The 16,903-nt window shown below is 69.7% G+C and carries 15 protein-coding genes; 8 read left to right on the top strand and 7 right to left on the bottom strand.

What is annotated here, in order from left to right; all coding sequences use genetic code 11:
- The 5 genes from nhaA to D7Y21_RS20715 all read left to right on the top strand — a co-directional run.
- On the top strand, positions 1 to 1,328 hold a 1,328-nt coding region (gene nhaA, locus D7Y21_RS20735), incomplete at its 5' end, for a Na+/H+ antiporter NhaA (protein ID WP_199735466.1).
- On the top strand, positions 1,325 to 3,010 hold the full coding sequence (locus D7Y21_RS20730) for an AarF/ABC1/UbiB kinase family protein (RefSeq protein ID WP_120563152.1): 1,686 nt from the start codon (positions 1,325 to 1,327) through the stop codon (positions 3,008 to 3,010). The genes nhaA and D7Y21_RS20730, both read left to right, overlap by 4 nt.
- A gap of 151 nt (positions 3,011 to 3,161) precedes the next feature.
- Positions 3,162 to 3,653 carry a hypothetical protein gene (locus tag D7Y21_RS20725; protein ID WP_147443176.1) on the top strand — a complete coding sequence of 164 codons (492 nt, stop codon included), beginning with the start codon at positions 3,162 to 3,164 and terminating at the stop codon, positions 3,651 to 3,653.
- Complete coding sequence (locus D7Y21_RS20720) at positions 3,653 to 5,143, top strand: TonB-dependent receptor (RefSeq protein ID WP_121715250.1); 1,491 nt, start codon at positions 3,653 to 3,655, stop codon at positions 5,141 to 5,143. The genes D7Y21_RS20725 and D7Y21_RS20720 overlap by 1 nt, the downstream gene beginning before the upstream one ends.
- Positions 5,144 to 5,452: 309 nt before the next feature.
- Positions 5,453 to 6,664, top strand: coding sequence for a hypothetical protein (locus D7Y21_RS20715; protein ID WP_147469343.1), 1,212 nt, complete (start codon positions 5,453 to 5,455; stop codon positions 6,662 to 6,664).
- A 14-nt stretch (positions 6,665 to 6,678) separates the two neighbouring features.
- Here D7Y21_RS20715 and D7Y21_RS42265 read toward each other — a convergent pair whose 3' ends face one another.
- Together D7Y21_RS42265 and D7Y21_RS20705 are read right to left on the bottom strand one after the other, a co-directional pair.
- The gene (locus tag D7Y21_RS42265) at positions 6,679 to 6,888 is read right to left on the bottom strand and encodes a transposase (protein ID WP_199735465.1); all 210 of its coding nucleotides are present in this window, start codon (positions 6,886 to 6,888) and stop codon (positions 6,679 to 6,681) included.
- A gap of 50 nt (positions 6,889 to 6,938) precedes the next feature.
- A complete protein-coding gene (locus D7Y21_RS20705; protein ID WP_121715246.1) occupies positions 6,939 to 7,808 on the bottom strand; it encodes an alpha/beta fold hydrolase in 870 nt (289 codons plus the stop codon).
- 134 nt (positions 7,809 to 7,942) lie between these two features.
- On the opposite strand from D7Y21_RS20705, the gene D7Y21_RS20700 reads away from it, so the two are divergent.
- On the top strand, positions 7,943 to 8,347 hold the full coding sequence (locus D7Y21_RS20700; protein WP_120563147.1) for a GFA family protein: 405 nt from the start codon (positions 7,943 to 7,945) through the stop codon (positions 8,345 to 8,347).
- A gap of 7 nt (positions 8,348 to 8,354) precedes the next feature.
- Here the strand turns inward: D7Y21_RS20700 and D7Y21_RS20695 are convergent, their stop codons facing one another.
- Entirely contained in the window at positions 8,355 to 8,951 is a 597-nt protein-coding gene (locus D7Y21_RS20695) for a TetR/AcrR family transcriptional regulator (RefSeq protein WP_120563146.1), read from the bottom strand.
- 102 nt (positions 8,952 to 9,053) lie between these two features.
- On the opposite strand from D7Y21_RS20695, the gene D7Y21_RS20690 reads away from it, so the two are divergent.
- Together D7Y21_RS20690 and D7Y21_RS20685 are read left to right on the top strand one after the other, a co-directional pair.
- Positions 9,054 to 10,601: an NAD(P)/FAD-dependent oxidoreductase gene (locus tag D7Y21_RS20690; protein ID WP_121715244.1), complete on the top strand. Its 1,548-nt coding sequence runs from the start codon at positions 9,054 to 9,056 to the stop codon at positions 10,599 to 10,601.
- Positions 10,594 to 11,415 (top strand): SDR family oxidoreductase, encoded by an 822-nt coding sequence (locus D7Y21_RS20685; protein WP_199724255.1) that lies wholly within the window; start codon positions 10,594 to 10,596, stop codon positions 11,413 to 11,415. Before D7Y21_RS20690 ends, D7Y21_RS20685 begins: the two co-directional genes overlap by 8 nt.
- 14 nt (positions 11,416 to 11,429) lie before the next feature.
- On the opposite strand, the gene D7Y21_RS20680 is transcribed toward D7Y21_RS20685, so the two are convergent.
- The 4 genes from D7Y21_RS20680 to D7Y21_RS20665 form a co-directional block, all read right to left on the bottom strand.
- Positions 11,430 to 11,888 (bottom strand): DUF2267 domain-containing protein, encoded by a 459-nt coding sequence (locus D7Y21_RS20680; protein WP_121715242.1) that lies wholly within the window; start codon positions 11,886 to 11,888, stop codon positions 11,430 to 11,432.
- A 134-nt stretch (positions 11,889 to 12,022) separates the two neighbouring features.
- A complete protein-coding gene (locus D7Y21_RS20675) occupies positions 12,023 to 12,541 on the bottom strand; it encodes a hypothetical protein (RefSeq protein WP_121715239.1) in 519 nt (172 codons plus the stop codon).
- A 57-nt stretch (positions 12,542 to 12,598) separates the two neighbouring features.
- Positions 12,599 to 15,715: an efflux RND transporter permease subunit gene (locus D7Y21_RS20670; protein WP_121715237.1), complete on the bottom strand. Its 3,117-nt coding sequence runs from the start codon at positions 15,713 to 15,715 to the stop codon at positions 12,599 to 12,601.
- Complete coding sequence (locus tag D7Y21_RS20665; protein WP_121715235.1) at positions 15,712 to 16,899, bottom strand: efflux RND transporter periplasmic adaptor subunit; 1,188 nt, start codon at positions 16,897 to 16,899, stop codon at positions 15,712 to 15,714. Before D7Y21_RS20665 ends, D7Y21_RS20670 begins: the two co-directional genes overlap by 4 nt.
- Positions 16,900 to 16,903: the final 4 nt, after the last annotated feature.

Raw genomic sequence — 16,903 nt, 5'->3', positions numbered from 1 at the left:
GACCCGCCGTCCCCGCCCTGTTCCAGGTGGCGCTCGCTCCCGTGCAGGCCTTCTTCCGGTTGGAGGCCAGCAGCGGCATCCTCCTGGCCCTCTGCGCGGTGGTCGCGCTCGTCTGGGCCAACTCCCCCTGGAGCGCCACCTACGCCGCCGTGTTCGACGCGCCCCTGCGCCTGGAGATCGCCGGCCACGGCGGACCGTTCACCTTCCGCGAGCTGATCAACGACGGCCTGATGACGCTCTTCTTCTTCCTCGTGGGGATGGAGATCAAACGCGAGCTGTCCGCGGGCGAGCTGCGCACCTTCTCCCGCGCGGTGCTGCCGCTCATCGCCGCGCTGGGCGGCATGGTGGTGCCCGCCGCGCTCTACCTCGCCTTCACCCACGGCACGCCCGCGCAAGGGGGATGGGCCATTCCCATGGCCACCGACATCGCGTTCGCCATCGGCTGTCTCACGCTGGTGAAGGCGCGCGTGGGCCACGGGCTGGTGGTGTTCCTCACCGCGCTCGCCATCTTCGACGACATCGGCGGCATCCTCGTCATCGCGCTCTTCTACGGCACGGGCCTGCACGTGGAATGGCTCGCCGTGGGCGCGGGGCTGGTCGCGGTGCTCTGGGGGCTCAACCGCTTCTATGTGCGCAACGGCCTGGCCTACGCCGTCGTGGGCGCGGCGCTCTGGTACGCCATGCACCACGGCGGCATCCACGCGACGCTGTCCGGCGTGATCCTGGGCCTCTGCATCCCCGCGCTCCCCAGCCGCCCTGGGCGCGAGGTGCTGGAGGAGCTGGCGGCGTACGTCCAGGGGCTGGTGTCCCGCCCGGACGACGAGGCCGCGCGCGGCGCGCAGCTGCTCCACATCGAAGAGTCGCTGGAGGACATCGAGCCGCCGCTCAACCGCTTCGTGCACCTGTGGCACGGCTACGTGGCGTACGGAATCGTGCCCCTGTTCGCGCTGGCCAACTCCGGCGTGGACGTGTCCGGCATGTCGCCCGCGGATCTGCTCAAGCCCCTGCCGCTGGGCATCATCGTGGGCCTCTTCGTGGGCAAGCAGGTGGGCATCTTCCTGTTCACCCTCGCGGCGGTGCGGGCGGGCGTGTCCCCGCTGCCCGCGGGCAGTGGCCTTGCCCAGTTGCACGGGGTGTCGGTGGTGGCCGGCATCGGCTTCACGGTGGCCCTCTTCGTGGGCGGGCTGGCCTTCGCCAATCAGCCGTCCCTGCTGGCGGAGGCCAAGCTGGGCATCCTGACAGGCTCACTCCTCTCCGCCGTCGTAGGCTACGTCCTCTTGCGCTACGTGGCCCGTCCGCCCCAGGCTGCCCTCCAGGCCTCGCCATGAACCTCCAGGACCTCAACCGCATCCGGCAGATTGCCCTCATCGCCGCCCGCCACGGCTTCGGCGAGGTGACCGAGCGCGCGGGCGTCTGGCGCCTGCTCGGCGGCCGCAAGGAGAAGGTGGAGGTCTCCGACGAGGCCCGCCGCGAGTCCACCGCGCGCCGCTTCCGCCTCTTCCTCGCGGAGCTGGGCCCCACGTTCATCAAGCTGGGCCAGGTGCTCTCCACCCGCGCGGACCTGCTGCCCGCGGAGTTCGTGGAGGAGCTGGCCACGCTCCAGGACAACGTGGAGGCCATCCCCCTGGAGCAGGTCCACGCGCAGATCCGCGGCGCCCTGGGCAAGGACGTGCAGGAGCTGTTCGCCCAGGTGGATCCGGAGCCGCTCGCCGCCGCGTCCATCGCCCAGGTGCACCGCGCGGTGACGCTGGACGGCGAGGAGGTCGTCATCAAGGTGCAGCGCCCCGGAATCGCCCAGCGCATCGACGCGGACCTGGGCGTGCTGCGCTCGCTGGCGCGCCTGCTGGAGGCCGTGGTGGAGGAGACGGGCATCTACTCGCCCTCCGGCATCGTGGACGAGTTCGACCGGGCCATCCACGAGGAGCTGGACTTCATCAACGAGGCCACCAACATCCGCGCGTTCCTGGAGAACCACAAGGACCGCCCGTACCTCAAGATTCCGCGCGTGCACGCGGCGCTCTCCAGCCGCACCGTGCTCACCATGGAGTTCATCCGCGGGGAGAAGATCAACCCCGCCGCCCTGCCGGAGGCGGACCGCAAGCAGATCGCCCAGCACATCCTGGAGGCCAGCTTCCGCCAGCTCTTCGACGACGGCCTGTTCCACGGCGACCCGCACCCCGGCAACGTGCTGCTCATGGAGGGCAACCGGCTGGCGCTGCTGGACTTCGGCGTGGTGGGCCGGCTCACCCGCCCCATGCAGGAGACGCTGGTGATGCTGTGCCTGGCGGTGGCGCTCAAGGACAGCGACTCCGTGGCGCGCATCCTCTACCGCGTGGGCGTGCCGGACGCGCGCGCCAACCTGATGGGCTTCCGCAACGACATCGACTCCATCCTGGGCCAGCACCTGCCCACCACGCTGGGCCAGGTGGACGCGCGCACGCTCCTGCGCGACCTGTTGGACCTGGCCGTGAAGTACCGCATCCGCATCCCCAAGGAGTACGCGCTCCTGTCGCGCGCCTCCATCTCCACCGAAGGCATGCTGCGCGGGCTCTACCCTGAGCTGAACATCCTGGAGGTCGCGCTGCCGTACGCGAAGGAGCTGATGGCGGGCCGCTATGATCCCTCGCAGCTCCAGGGCGGCCTGATGCGCACGCTCCTGCGCTTCCAGTCCATGGCGCAGGACCTGCCCACGCAGCTGTCGCAGATTTTGTTGGACCTGGAGACGGGCAAGTTCAGCGTCACGGTGCGCGCAGAGCAGTTCGACAAGCTCAACGAGAACCTGCGCAGCGTGGCCGTCATCGCCTTCCTGGGCCTGTGCGCGTGCGGCTTCATCGTGGGCGCGTTCATCGCCTTCGCGCCCCGGCCGCCCATGTACGGGAACGTGCCGGTGCTGGGCATCGTCGGCATCGCGCTGGCGGCGGCCCTCTTCGGCGCGGTGCTCACCTGGTACCTGTTCGGCGGCCGGTTCGGGAAGGTCAGCGTGACCCGCTTCCTCAAGAAGCGAAGGTAGCCGGGGACCTCACCGGCGCTCGGCACGGGGCGGGTGCGACAATGGCCCACCTGGGGAGGAGCAGGCGGGCGCGGGGAGCGCGTGTCACGCGAGCGCGAACGGATCCGTTGAGGGGTGCACAGTCAGGCGTGGCCCGGGTAGTCTGCGGGGCTTGTCGTTCTCCCCTCTTGCCCCCGTGCTCGACTTGTCCGCGAACCCAACCGCCGCCCGTCGTCCGTACCGCGCCCCGCTGGCCACGCTGTTCGCGGCCGCGCTCCTCGCCACCACCGCCGGCTGTGCAGGCGGGCTCGATGACCCCGATCGCTTCACCGGGGGCACCAGCTCCTGCGCCCCCGGCACCACTGGCGCGAGCGTCATCCAGGCGCAGTGCTTGTCGTGTCACTCCACGGACTCCAACGGGTCCGCGGGTGGCGGCCTGGACCTGCAGGCGTCCGGCCTCCCCGGGCGGCTCTACACCACCAACTCGGCGTGCAATACCCAGCCGCTGGCGGACAGCGCCAACCCGTCCCAGTCCTTCTTCCTGAAGAAGCTCACGGCGTCGCCGGGCTGCGGCGCGAGGATGCCGCTGGGCTCGTCGCTGAACGCCGCGGACACCGCGTGCGTCACCGATTGGCTGGTCGCCGGAAAGCCGGGCTCCCCGTGATGACGCGCACCCGATACGCCTCCGCCGCGGCCTTCCTGGGCGCGGCCCTGCTGCTCGCCCCCGCCGCGTACGCCGCGCCGAAGAAGGCGTCCGCGAAGACGGCGCAGTCCGCGAAGAAGAAGAAGGCCCAGCCCGCGGAGGCGCGCCGCGTGGCGGTGCTCGCCTCCGGTCCGCACGCGGACGCCGCGCGCGACGCGCTGGAGGCGGAGCTGGCCCGCCGTCCGGCCCGCTACGAAATCGTCCCCGAGTCCGCGGTGCGCGCCGCCGCTTCGCGCATGGGCCGGGATCCGACGCAGCCCGCCGGCGCCGCCGCCGTGGCGAGCGAGCTGGGCCTGAGCGCGGTGCTGGTGGCGGACACGTCCACCGTGGGCAAGAAGCACCAGGTGCGCGTCACCGTGCGCAACGGCAAGGACGGCAAGGCGCTGGCCTCGCCCGCCGCCGCGAAGCCCGCCACGCCGAAGCTGGTGCCCGTGGCGGTGAAGCGCCAGTGGACGGCGCTGGAGCGCGGCCTGCAGAAGTCCAGCGCGCCGGAGGCCGCCCCGGTGGCGCCTCCGCAGCCGCCCACGCCGGTGGATCCGGAGCCGGCGGTGAAGCCCGCGGCGCCCATCGCGGAGACGCCCGCGCCCGCGAAGACGCCCGCCGCGGAGCCCATCCGCAAGCCGGTGGCCGCGGCTCCCAAGGAGAAGAAGGCCCCGGAGAAGGAAGAGGACTCCCTCTCCACGGAGCAGGAGCGGGCCTCCGCGCCCATCGTGGAGGGCGCGCTGGGAGTGAAGCTGTTGGGCCGGTCGCTGCGCTACAAGGACGACGTGTTCGGCGTGTTGCGGCCGTACACGCTGGGCCCGGACGTGGGCGGCTTCGCGCTGCCGGGCGCGCCCCAGGTCGCGGGTGACGTGACGGTGTATCCGCTCGCGGCCTTCAAGAAGGGCGCGCTGGCGCGGCTGGGCATCACGGGCGCCGTTGATCAGTCCTTCGGGCTGAAGTCCACGGGCTCCACGGGCGCGGTCTCCTACCCCACCACTGCGCGCGAGTGGCAGGCGGGCCTGCGCTACGTCATTCCCTTCGGCGAGGCGCAGCGCCACGGCTTCGAGATCACCGGCACGTACGGGATGAACACGTTCCGCATCGACGCGGTGGATGGCGAGCGGCCGTTGGACCTGCCCAACGTGGAGTACAAGACGGCGGGCCTGGGGCTGGGCGTGCGGGCGGCGCTGTCGGAGAAGTTCGACTTCAACTTCCGGCTCGGCTACCAGCACCCGCTGGATTCCGGCGAGCTGTCCTCGGACGCGTGGTTCCCGCGCATGTCCGCGGGCGCCGTCACGGGCAGCGCGACGCTGGCGTACCGGCTCAACCGCATCCTGGACGTGAGGGTGAAGGCGGACCTGCGCCGCTACTTCTTCAAGTTCAACCCGGAGCCGGGCGACCCGTACGTCGCCGGTGGCGCCGTGGATCAGTACCCCGGCCTGTCGTTCCAGCTGGGCTTCCGCTACTAGCCGTCGCAAAACACCACCGGTCCGTGACCAACCCGGACCGGTGGCTCCGTATGCCTTGGTGAATGCTCAAGGCCCCCGTTCTTCCCGTCCTCCTGATGCACGCGGCCCCGGCCGCTACGGCGGAGCTCTTCTCCGTCGACCTGCGCTCCAGCGCGTGACGTGCTTCGCCCTGAACGAAGCGTCGTCCAGCCCGGGCAAGCGGTGCGTCGCGGCCCCCCCCATCCACCACCCTCAAGGCCTGTCGGCCTGACGCCAGGCTTTGTCAATCCACGCCACCTGAAACACCTCAATCCCAGAATTGGAAAGAAGATGCTCCGAACTCTCTATGCATCACTGCTGTTGGCGCTGGTCTCACTGCCATCCGTGGGAGCGGCCCAGCCGTACACGTCGTCAACCCTGGCCCAGCCGGACGCATATGCATACACAGGGATCATGGGTTCACCTGGCGCGACCATGCACGCCGGACAGCTGCATGTTTTTTACGGAATGAACGAAATCTTCCGGGATTCGTGGAGCGGCGAATACTCATCCAGAGCTCACACGTACTTCACCGTCACCGGAAGCGGGGGGACATCAACGTCCAGCATTGGGAGTTACAGGCAGTCCTGGACTGCGCTGGATGAAGGCAACGCAGTGAGCCAGTTCTTCATTCGAAACACCGGCCTCGTGGGATTCAACTATGACGTATTGTCCCGCTACCGGAAGGTGGATGGTTCGCAGAATTGGGTCCTCTCGACGATCGACGGCGGCATCGAGGGCGATGTTGTCAGTGGCGGTGCCTTGACCCACATGTCCAATGCAATCAAGGCCGTCATGTACGCCGGCCAACCCCATGTTTTCTATGTTGGGCGCTCCTGCGGGTGTATGCGCCATGCTTGGTGGGATCCCAGCGCCAATCGCTGGAACTACGAAATCCTGGATGGCGAAGGTGGAGCGGATGGCCGGATCTCCACTGAGCTTTCGACTGACTTCTCCGCCATTGATGCGGTTGTCGCTGGAAATCAAATCCATCTGGTCTACATCGACTCAACAAACAGCAAGGTAAGGCACGCCTTCTATACCGGCGCAGGGTGGCTGTTCGAAACCATTCCCAGCTCGCGTCAGTACGGCCAGTCCGTCTCCGTAACGATGTATGGCGGAGATCCCCTCATCGTCGCTGACGACACGACGCTTCACGACCTTGTATCCATCCGCCCCAATAGCATCGGAGGGTGGATCGAGACTGTCTTGGATGGGGATGGCGCGTGGCACGGGCTCTATTTGGAGAACAAGGCAACCGACAGCGCCGTGGGTCGGGCACGAGCCATGACCTATGGTGGCAAGCTCCACGTCTTCTACATCAGCGTCGGCAAGGCGAAACACATGGAGACAGACTTCAGCACCTTCCGCTATCTGGAACTCCCGTCTTCAGTCACAGGTGGGGCGTCCGCGACCTTGCCCGTGCCCTACGTGGATGCCGCGGGCAAGCTCAACTCCGTCTATGCGAACGGCCCACTCCTGTTCAATGTGCGGTTGGACTAGAGCGTGTCCGCAAACTAGAGCCAGAGGCGGATGGAGGCGATGAGGGCCATCGCCAGGGAGTTGGCGGCGCGCTTCTCGTAGCGTGTCGCCACGCGCCGGCTCTGCTTCAAGCGATTGAAGAAACACTCCACGCGGCAGCGCTTGCAGTAGGCCGCGTGGCGGAAGGCGCGGAGGGTCTGAGCGAGTGGGGGCGAGGTGTCCACGAAGACGAAGGGCGCGAACATGAAGGCCCGCGCCATCGCGGACGCGGCGCCCCCCCAAGCGCTGAAGGCCTTCAGCCGCGCTCCGGGGCGTGGCGGCGCAGCCAGTCCCTCACCGTGGGCCAGAGCGTGGTGGCGTGGTGCTCGAGGAAGAAGCCCAGGTGGCAGATGCCCTGGCCGAGACTGTCCGCGGGGGAGAACTGCCGGCGCTCCACGGTGCAGCCGGTGAGGTGCTCACAGACCAGGTCGATGGCTTCGGGTGGCCCCCAGGGATCGTCGTCCAGGCCGATGGCCAGCACCGGCATGCGCAGCCGGCGGAAGCGGGCCGCGGCGTCCACGCTGGGATCGTCGAAGTAGAAGCGGGGCAGCGACGCCCAGCGGCTCCACTCCAGCGACGCCTGGGCGGGTACGTCCTCCCCCAGCCCCAGCCGCGCATAGGGCATGTAGCCCAGGAACCGTGCGCACAGCGGCCCGATGAACTTGAGGTACAGCGCGACCAGCATCCGCTCCCGAATGGACGGGATGAACCGCAGGCTCCCGGCCTGGGACGCCACCATCACCGCCGCGGTGAGCTGCTGGCTGCTCGCGCTCAGTCCAATGGCGTGGCCGCCGAAGCTGTGTCCCACGGCCAGCACCGGCAGCCCCGGGTATTGCTCCGCCGCCCAGCGGGTCACCGCGTCCACGTCCTGGTCGGCCCAGGTGAGGAACCCGGCACGCGTCCGCTTCGCCACGCCTGACGGGTGCACGCCCCGGTAGTTGTAGGTCACCACCGCGAAGCCGTCGTCCGTCAGCCGCTCGGCGAACGCGAAATACATGCTCGCGGGCATGGCCGTGGCGGGATGCACCAGCACCACACCCCGGACAGGACCCTCCGGGCTGTGCAGCGTGGCTTGCAACTCGAAGCCATCGGCGCAGGAGATGCGATGCGGAGTCGAGCGTGCCATGGCCTCCGTGAGCGGCTTCGCAAGAGAACCTATCGGCTAGCATGTGAATCCAGGCCGGGCAAGACCGCGCCCCGCGGCCGGTGCGGAAGGGCCGCGCGGGTGACACACTGCCCTCCCCTTCCAGGAGGCAGCCCATGTCCCAGCGTCGAGCGTCGTGCGTCTGCGGTCAGCTCCGCGTGGAGTTGAAGGGAGACCCCATCCGGGTCTCCATGTGTCACTGCTTCGCCTGTCAGCAGCGCACCGGCAGCGTGTACGGCGTGCAGGCCCGCTTCCGGCGCGAAGACATCACCGCCATCGAGGGCCGCTCCCAGACGTTCATCCGCAAGGGCGACGAGAGCGGCATCCCCACCACCTTCCACTTCTGTCCGGAGTGCGGCTCGACGGTCTACTACGTGAGCTCGCAGCAGCCGGAGCTCATGGCGATCGCCGTGGGAGCCTTCTCGGATCCGTCCTTCCCGGCCCCCGTCTTCTCCGTCTACGAAGAGCGGAGCCACGCCTGGGCCGTGCCTCGGGGCATCCCCATGGAGCACATGGACTGAGCGCCGTTCACTTCACCGGAGGCCGTGCCTCCAGCAGGCCCCGCACGAACGCCGCGACGGGGCCAGCCAGCTCCGAGAGCCGGTCGACGCGGTCCTCCTCCACGGCCTCCAGGATGAGCTCGTTGATGCCGCCCACGAGCGCCATGGCGATCGCCGGGGACAGCGACTCCCCGGTGCCCGCCGCGTCGAACTCCCGCCGCATCAGCTCCGCGAAGCTGCGCATCACCTGGCGGCGCAGCTCGAAGCCCTTCGGGCCGATATGTAATATCTCCACGAGGAGCGTCCGCACGAGCCCCGGCCGGCTCTGGAGGCTGGAGAGGTACACGGCCGCGCCGATGCTGGCCCGCATCTCCCCCGGAGGCGCGTGCTGGATGGCCGCCTGGATCTCCGCCAGCAGCCGGGCGCTCTGCGCCGCGTAGAGCGCCAGCAAGCATGCGTCCTTGTCCTCGAAGTGCTCGTAGAACGTGCGCTTCGACACGCGCGCGTGCCGCACGATGTCCGCGATGGTCAGCCGGGCGTAGCCCACCTCGATGATGGCCTGCGCCAGGCCCGCGACGAGCCGCTCCCGGGGGGCTTCGCCTGAGGGGTCGGACGGGGACATCATGCGGCTCCCGGGGCTGGTACTTGACGGTACCAGACGTCACTGCTACCTCTGTTCAACAGACGCATAGGCTGGGTACCTTCCTGTACCACGAGGAGTCGCGTGATGCCCCTGTCCTCCGCCGAGCCGTCCTCGCACGTCGATGTGTTGATCATCGGCGCGGGCCTGTCGGGCATCGGCGCCGCGTACCACCTGCAGACGCGCTGCCCCACCCTGAGCTACGCCATCCTGGAGGGGCGCGGGGCCATGGGCGGCACGTGGGATTTGTTCCGCTACCCGGGCATCCGCTCGGACTCGGACATGTACACGCTGGGCTACCGGTTCCGGCCGTGGCTGGGGGGCAAGGCCATCGCGGATGGGCCCTCCATCAAGGCGTACATCGAAGAGACGGCGGCGGAGTACGGCATCGACCAGCGGATCCGCTACCACCACCGCGTGACGCGCGCCGAGTGGTCCTCCGTGGACGCGCGCTGGACCGTGGACGTGGAGGTGGGCCCCGACCGCGCGCCCGTCCGCATGACGTGCGGCTTCCTCTACGCCTGCACCGGCTACTACGACTACGCGAGCGGCTACACGCCCACGTGGCCCGGCACCGAGCGCTTCCAGGGCCGCGTCGTGCACCCGCAGCAGTGGCCCGAGGACCTGGACTACGGCGGCAAGCGCGTGGTCGTCATCGGCAGTGGCGCGACGGCGGTGACGCTGGTCCCCGCGATGGCCGACCGCGCCGCGCACGTCACGATGTTGCAGCGCTCGCCCACGTACATCGCGGATCAACCGGCCGAGGACGGCGTCGCCCGGGCGTTGAGGTACGTCCTCCCCCGGCGCGCGGCCTACGCGGTCGCGCGCTGGAAGAACGTCCTGCGCGGCATGCTCCTCTACGGCCTCGCGCGCAGCCGGCCGGGACTGTTCAAGTGGCTCTTGCGACTGGGCGTGCGGCGCGCGCTCGGCAAGACGTATGACGTCGATACGCACTTCGCGCCCCGCTACAACCCCTGGGACGAACGGCTGTGCGTCGCCCCCGACGGCGACCTCTTCCACGCCATCCGCGAGGGGCGCGCCTCCATGGTGACGGACCACATCGAGTCCTTCACCGAGACAGGCCTCCAGCTGCGCTCGGGCGCGCACGTGGACGCGGACATCATCGTCACCGCCACGGGGCTGAACGTGAAGATCCTCAGCGGCCTGTCGCTGTCCGTGGACGGCGAGCCCGTCCAGCTGGCACGGACGCTCGCGTACAAGGGAATGATGTTCAGCGACGTGCCCAACCTCGTCGCGGCCTTCGGGTACACCAACGCGTCGTGGACCCTGAAGTGCGACCTGGTGGCCGAGTACACCTGCCGCCTGCTCAACCACATGAAGCAGCACGGCTACACACAATGCGTGCCCCGCGTGACGGGCCCGTCCATGACGCCGGAGCCCGTGCTCGACTTCCGCTCCGGCTACGTGCAGCGCGCGCTGGACGCCCTGCCCCACCAGGGCACGCGCGCCCCGTGGCGCCTGTACCAGAACTACGTCCGCGACCTGGTGATGATGCGCTACGGCCGCGTGGACGACGAAGCCATGGAGTTCAAGCGCTCCGGGAGCGCCGCCTCGGGACAGGCGCTGCTTCCGGAGGTGAGCACCCATTCCAACGCGGAGGTGGTCCGTGGCTGAGCGCATGCGGCTTCAAGGCAGGACGGCGGTCGTCACGGGCGCGGCGAGCGGCATCGGCCGCGCCATCGCGGTCTGCCTGGCGCGCAAGGGCTGCAACCTCGCGCTCGCGGACGTGAACGAGGCGGGGCTCGCGGAGACGGAAGAACTCGCGCGAGCGCCGGACCTGCGCATCAGCCGCCACCGGCTGGACGTGTCCGACAAGGAGGCCGTTGAGGCCTTCCCGGCGAAGGTGACGGCGGAGCATCCCGGGGTCGACCTGCTCTTCAACAACGCGGGTGTCGCGCTCGGAGGCTCCTTCGAGCAGGTGAGCGGCGACGACTTCGAGTGGCTGTTCGGCATCAATTTCTGGGGCGTGGTGCGCCTGAGCCGCGCCTTCCTTCCCCTGCTGCGCCAGAGTGACGATGCGCGGCTGGTGAACCTCTCCAGCGTCTTCGGCCTGGTGGCCCCGCCGGGACAGGTGGCGTACGCGGCGAGCAAGTTCGCCGTCCGCGGTTTCTCCGAGGGCCTGCGCCACGAGCTGGAGGGCACCACCGTGGGCGTCACCGTGGTGCACCCGGGCGGCGTCGCGACGTCCATCGCCGCGAGCGCCCGGGTCCCCTCCGGAGCGACGGCCGAGGAGGTCACCCGCCGGCGCAAGTCGTTCCAGAAGATGCTGCGGCTCCCGGCGGAGGCCGCGGGCGACATCATCGTCCGAGGCGTCGAAGCGCGCGAGCAGCGCATCCTCGTGGGCAAGGACGCCGTGGCGCTGGCGATGCTCGCCCGCGTCTTCCCCGTGTCGTACTGGAAGCTGCTCGCCTCGCGCCTGCGGGCCTGAAACCTGTCCGACTGTCAGACAGGTCTGCGGAACAGGTCGCCCAGGTCGGCGGGCAGCTGCGACGTCACGGCGGCGACCTCTTCCTCGGGGATGCGGTCGCGCACGGCGGTGAACACCGCGGTGACGACGCGGAAGGCCTGGTCGGGCTTGATGTTCAGGTGGTCCGCCACGTCGGTGATGAACTCATCACGGCCAATGCGCTTGGCGCGTGAAGGTCCCCGGTGCACCGAGCAGGCCCCCAGGATGGCGCCGATGCCGCCGGGCAGCGCGCGGTAGAGCTTCACGTCCTCGCCATCCGACAGCCGCCGGGCGAGCGAGCAGAACACCGCGCTCGCCGCCTCCCGGGCCTCCAGGCCCTGGCTGTGCATGACGGCGTCCCCCTGGATTTCGTCCAGGAAGGGCTGGAGATCGAGCGACTCGTCGCGCCCCTTGACGGGCACGGCGTGGGTGTCGGGAGGAACAGGCGTGGCCATGGCAGCGTCTCCGAAGGTTCAGGGCCCCCAAGGCGGGGCCGTGTTCCGAAGACGCTGCGCATGTGCCAGGGCGCGGGCATCGTCCACCAGCGCCAGGGGCGCGCGGGCAGTCAGGCCGCCGCTGAGACAGTTCCTCAGCGGGGCCGGGTGACGAGCTCCTTCCGTCCAATGGGACTGATGCCCCGCGCCAGCAGCTTCCGGGCCGCGAGCACGGACACGCAGTCATCCGTGCTGTGGATGTCGCCATAGAACGTCAGCAGCGTGGCGGGCTCCACCACGCGCATGTCGCCCACCTGGACGGACAGGACATCGCGGACGAACACGTCCAGGATGACCTTCGCCCCCTCCAGGTACTTCGCGTACCGGTAGAAGTTCGTGGACGTCGCATCAAACCGCGTCCAGATGCGCGCGAAGCCCCGGGCGGTCAGCACCTGGATCAGCTCCGCGAAGCGCTCCGGCGCGACGAAGAGGTCCACGTCCTTGTGGTCGTGATCGATCTTCAGCTCTTCGTGCGGCGGGGCCATGAAGTGCCAGGCCCAGCCGCCGGAGAGCGTGACGAACGGGGCCAGGGCCCGCAGCTCCACCTCCGAGATGCGAAGGCGTTCCGCGTTCCAGGCCTCCTGTGCCCGCTGTGGATTGCGTGGGTCTCCCATGGCGTCCTCCCGAGTGGCGCGGAAGGACGCGATGTCTCCAGGAACCTGACCAGCACCCTACCCGTGCGGCACCGGCCGGGGCTCCTCGTGGGCGGCGGGCGAGTCGTCCCCGCCCTTCCCCTTGCTCAGCCGGTTGCCCAACCGCGTCTTGATGCGGTCCGCGACGACGTAGAACGCGGGCACCACGAGCAGGCTGAGCACGGTGGACACGGACAGGCCGCCCAGCACCGCGATGGACATGGGGGCGCGCGTCTCGCTGCCCGCGCCCAGCGCCAGCGCCGCAGGCACCGCGGACATCATCGTCGCGGTGGACGTCATCAGGATGGGCCGCAGGCGCACCGGGCCCGCGCGCAGCATGGCCTGCATCGCGTCCGCGCCCAGCTCGCGCTGCTGGAGCGCGTAGTCCACCAGGATGATGGAGTTCTTCTTCACGATGCCCATGAGCAGCAGCAGGCCGATCATGCTGAAGATGTTCAGCGTGTTCCCCGTGATGAGCAGCGCGAACGACGCGCCCGCCACCGACAGGGGCAGGATCGTGAGCACCGTCACCGGGTGCAGGAACGAATTGAACTGCGCGCCCAGCACCATGTACGCGACGGCGATGCCCATGAAGAGCGCGAAGATGAGGCTGCTCATCGAGTCGCGGAACGCCACGCTCGCGCCGCCCGCCACCACGCGGATGCCGCCGGGCAGATCCTTGCCCAGGGACTCCACCGTGGCCAGCGCCTCCTCCTGATTCGACCCCGGCGCCACGTTGGCGAAGAGGCTGATGGCGCGCTCACGGTCGCGCCGGGTGATGGCCTGCAACGCGGGCAGCTCCTCCTGCGTCACCAGCGACGACAGCGGCACCAGCGCGTTGTTCGACGTCCGGACCTTCAGCAGCGACAGGTCCTCTGGCCGCGAGCGCTGGCTCGCCAACAGCCGCATGCGCACGTCGATGCGCCGCCCGCCGCTGCTGTACTTGCCCACGCGCACGCCGCCCACCAGCGCGTTCACCGTGGACGCCACCGCCTGGATGGGCACGCCCAGGTCCGCCGCGCGAGCGCGGTCCGGGGTGATGCGCAGCTCCGGCTGGCCCAGCTGGTAGTCCGTGTCCAGGTCCACCACCTTGCCGGACGACTGGAGCTGCTCACGCAGGGACTGGCTCGCCTCCACCAGCTTGTCCCAGTCCGACCCACGCACGCTGAACTCCACCGGGAAGCCGCGCTGCGCGGTGAAGCCCGCCTGGGACAGGTCCTGCACCACCGCGCGCAGGCCCGGGTAGCTGTTCAGCTCCTTGCGCAGCACCTGCGCGAACTCCGCCTGCGACATGCGCTGATCCGTCGGCACCAGCGTCAGGTTCATGTTGCCGGAGTTCACGGCGGACCCGCTGCCGCCGCCACCCACCACCACGAACACGCGCGTCACCTCCGGACGGCTGGCGACGAACTCCTCCGCGCGTTTGAAGAGGCGGTTGGTCTCCTGCAGGCTGCTGCCCACCGCCGTCTGCAGGCGCACGGACATGCGGCCCTGGTCCTGCGACGGCACGAACTCGCCCGGCAGCGCCTTGAACGCGAACGCGCTCAGGAACAGCATGGCCACCGCCACCAGCAGCACGCGCCAGGGCCGCACCAGCCCCCAGCCCAGCGCCCGCGCGTACAGCGCCTCCAGCTTGGAGAAGGCCTTGTCCACCACCACGCCAATGCGGCTGCGGTGCTCGCGCGACGTCTTGAGCAGCTGCGCGCAGCGCGCGGGCGCCAGGGTGATGGCCTCCACGTAGGACAGGAGCACCGCCACGCACAGCGTGACGCCGAACTGGAGGAAGAACCGGCCGATGATGCCCTTCATGAAGACGACGGGCAGGAAGATGGCCACCACCGCCAGCGTCGCAGCCAGGGCCGCGAAGGTGATCTCCGCCGTGCCTTCACGCGCGGCGCGCACCCGGTCCTTCCCCTCCTCCGCGTGCCGGAAGATGTTCTCCAGCACCATGATGGCGTCATCCACCACGATGCCCACGGCCAGGGCCAATCCCAGCAACGTGAAGGTGTTGAGCGTGAAGCCCAGGAAGTAGATGACCGCCACCGTCCCCAACAGCGACATGGGAATGGCGAGCACGACGTTGAGCGTGCTGGAGAGCGACCCCAGGAACACCCAGCACACGAACGCGGTGAGGATACACGCGAGCAGCAGCTCGAATTCAATCTCGTGCACGCTCTCCTCGATGAACTGCGTCGAGTCGAAGTTGATGCTCGCGCTCATGCCCTCCGGCAGCTCCTTCTGGAGCTGCGCCAGCTGCTCGCGCACCGCCTGGGCCACCGCCACCGCGTTCGCGCCGCGCTGCTTCTTGATGCCCATGGCCTGGGCGGGCTCGCCGTTCACGCGCGCCAGGCGGCGCTCGTCCTCGAAGCCGTCCTCCACGATGGCCACGTCGTGCAGATACACCGTGCGCCCGTTCTCCTCGCGCACCGCCACGTTCGCCAGGGTCTCCAGGTCCAGCGCCTCGCCCATGAAGCGCACGTTGACCTCGCGCCCTTGAGTCTCGATGCGGCCGGCGGGCAGCTCCACGTGCTCGCGCTGGAGCGCGGCGATGACGTCCGTCACGGTGAGCGCGTGCGCGTCCAGCTTCTGCGCGTCCACCCAGATGCGCACGTTGCGCTCCAGGAGGCCGCCCAGGATGACCTCGCCCACGCCGGGCACCGTCTGCAGGCGCTCCTTCACGCGGTAGCGCGCGAAGTCGCTCACCACCTGCTGGGAGAAGGGCCCGGCCACGCCCAGCCACATGATGGGCTGGTCCTCCGGGTTGGACTTGGAGACGACGGGCGGATCGATGTCCAGCGGCAGCCGGCGCTGGGCCTGGCTCACCTTGGTCTGCACGTCCTGCAGCGCCAGGTCCACGTTGCGCGACAGGTCCAGCTCCACCGTGATGTTGGCGCTGCCCTGGCGCGCGGAGGACGTGATGCTCTTGACGCCCTCCACCTGCGTCACGGCCTCCTCGATGAACTCGACGACGTCCGACTCCACCGCCTCCGGGTTGGCGCCCTCCCACGACACGGAGATGTTGATGGTGGGGAAGTCGACGTCCGGGAACTGGCTGATGCCGATGCGCTGGGCCGCCACCAGTCCGAAGATGATGGTCGCCGCCATGATCATCCAGGCGAACACCGGCTTCTTGATGCAGACGTCGGTGATGCTCATGGCCGGCCCTCAGCGCCCGCGTTCGGTTTGGTGTCGCCGCGGGCCTCTGCCGGGGGCTGCTCACCGCCCACCTTCGGCTTCGGGCGCTCCTGCTCCACGCGCACGGCCACGCCGTCGCGCAGGGCCTCCGCGCCGCGCACCACCAGCGTCTCACCGGGCTTGAGGCCTTCCTTCACCTCCACCCGGCCGTCCGGCGTGCGCAGGCCCAGCTCCAGGATGCGCTCGCGCGCCTTGTTGTCCGTCACCACGAACGCCAGGAAGCCGCGCTCGCTGGGGCGGATGGCCGTCTGCGGAATCACCGGGCTGTCCCCGCGCGACTCCACCGGCACGCTCACCGTGGCGAAGGCGCCCGGGCGCAGCTTCTGCGCGGCCTCGCCCGTCACCTCCGCGGTCACCGCCACCATGCGGCTCTGCGCGTCCGCGCTCGCGGACACGTAGGTGATCTTCGCCTCGTACGCCCCGCCATCCGAGCGCACCGTGAAGCGCGCGGGCATCCCCGGGGTGATCCGCGTCACGTCCGCCGCGGGCACGTTGAAGCGCAGGAGCAGCGGCTCGCGGCGAAGCAGCGTGGCCAGCACCACGCCCGGCTGCACGTACTGGCCCGTCTGCACGGTGCGCGTCTGGAGGATGCCGTCCATGGGCGCGCGCACGTAGGCGTCGCGCTGGTTGAGCTGCGCCTGATCCAACGCCGCCTTCGCGGCCGCCACGTCCGCCTGGGCGGTGGCGGCGCGGGCCTGGTACGTCTCCAGCTGTTCTGCGGGCAGGAGGCCCGGGCTCTGCGCGTTGACCTCCGCGCGGCGCTGGGCGCCGGCCTTGGCCTCCACCAGCGAGGCCTGGGCCTTCTGCAGCGCGGCCTCCGCGGCGCGCACGGCGATGGCGTAGCGCGCGGGTTCGATCTCCGCGAGCGTGTCGCCCTTCTTCACCGTCTGGCCTTCCGCGAAGGACACCCGCTCCAGGGCACCGGGGACGCGCGCGGTGATCTGCACGCTCTCGAAGGCCTCCACCGCGCCCACGGCGCTGACCGCGTACTCCACGTCGCGCGCCTCCACGGGCGCGACCTCCACGGGGAACTGGGTGGGGCCCCGGCCCGCGCCCTTGCCGCCTTGCGCGGGCGCGTCCTTCTTGCAGCCAGGGGCCAGGGCCAGCACGGCCAGCGACAGGGCCAGCACTCCAGTGCGTTGCATTGCC

This window comes from Corallococcus sp. AB045 (assembly GCF_003668895.1).
GTDB lineage: Bacteria > Myxococcota > Myxococcia > Myxococcales > Myxococcaceae > Corallococcus > Corallococcus coralloides.
Note: the sequence above shows the minus strand (reverse complement) of the source record. Positions and strands in the feature narration are given on the sequence as shown.

Coding starts and splice junctions, on each gene's coding strand:
- D7Y21_RS20730 (WP_120563152.1), top strand. CDS start 1,325: ATGAACCTCCAGGACCTCAACCGCATCCGGCAGATTGCCCTCATCGCC.
- D7Y21_RS20720 (WP_121715250.1), top strand. CDS start 3,653: ATGACGCGCACCCGATACGCCTCCGCCGCGGCCTTCCTGGGCGCGGCC.
- D7Y21_RS20715 (WP_147469343.1), top strand. CDS start 5,453: ATGCTCCGAACTCTCTATGCATCACTGCTGTTGGCGCTGGTCTCACTG.
- D7Y21_RS42265 (WP_199735465.1), bottom strand. CDS start 6,888: ATGTTCGCGCCCTTCGTCTTCGTGGACACCTCGCCCCCACTCGCTCAG.
- D7Y21_RS20705 (WP_121715246.1), bottom strand. CDS start 7,808: ATGGCACGCTCGACTCCGCATCGCATCTCCTGCGCCGATGGCTTCGAG.
- D7Y21_RS20700 (WP_120563147.1), top strand. CDS start 7,943: ATGTCCCAGCGTCGAGCGTCGTGCGTCTGCGGTCAGCTCCGCGTGGAG.
- D7Y21_RS20695 (WP_120563146.1), bottom strand. CDS start 8,951: ATGATGTCCCCGTCCGACCCCTCAGGCGAAGCCCCCCGGGAGCGGCTC.
- D7Y21_RS20690 (WP_121715244.1), top strand. CDS start 9,054: ATGCCCCTGTCCTCCGCCGAGCCGTCCTCGCACGTCGATGTGTTGATC.
- D7Y21_RS20680 (WP_121715242.1), bottom strand. CDS start 11,888: ATGGCCACGCCTGTTCCTCCCGACACCCACGCCGTGCCCGTCAAGGGG.
- D7Y21_RS20675 (WP_121715239.1), bottom strand. CDS start 12,541: ATGGGAGACCCACGCAATCCACAGCGGGCACAGGAGGCCTGGAACGCG.
- D7Y21_RS20670 (WP_121715237.1), bottom strand. CDS start 15,715: ATGAGCATCACCGACGTCTGCATCAAGAAGCCGGTGTTCGCCTGGATG.
- D7Y21_RS20665 (WP_121715235.1), bottom strand. CDS start 16,899: ATGCAACGCACTGGAGTGCTGGCCCTGTCGCTGGCCGTGCTGGCCCTG.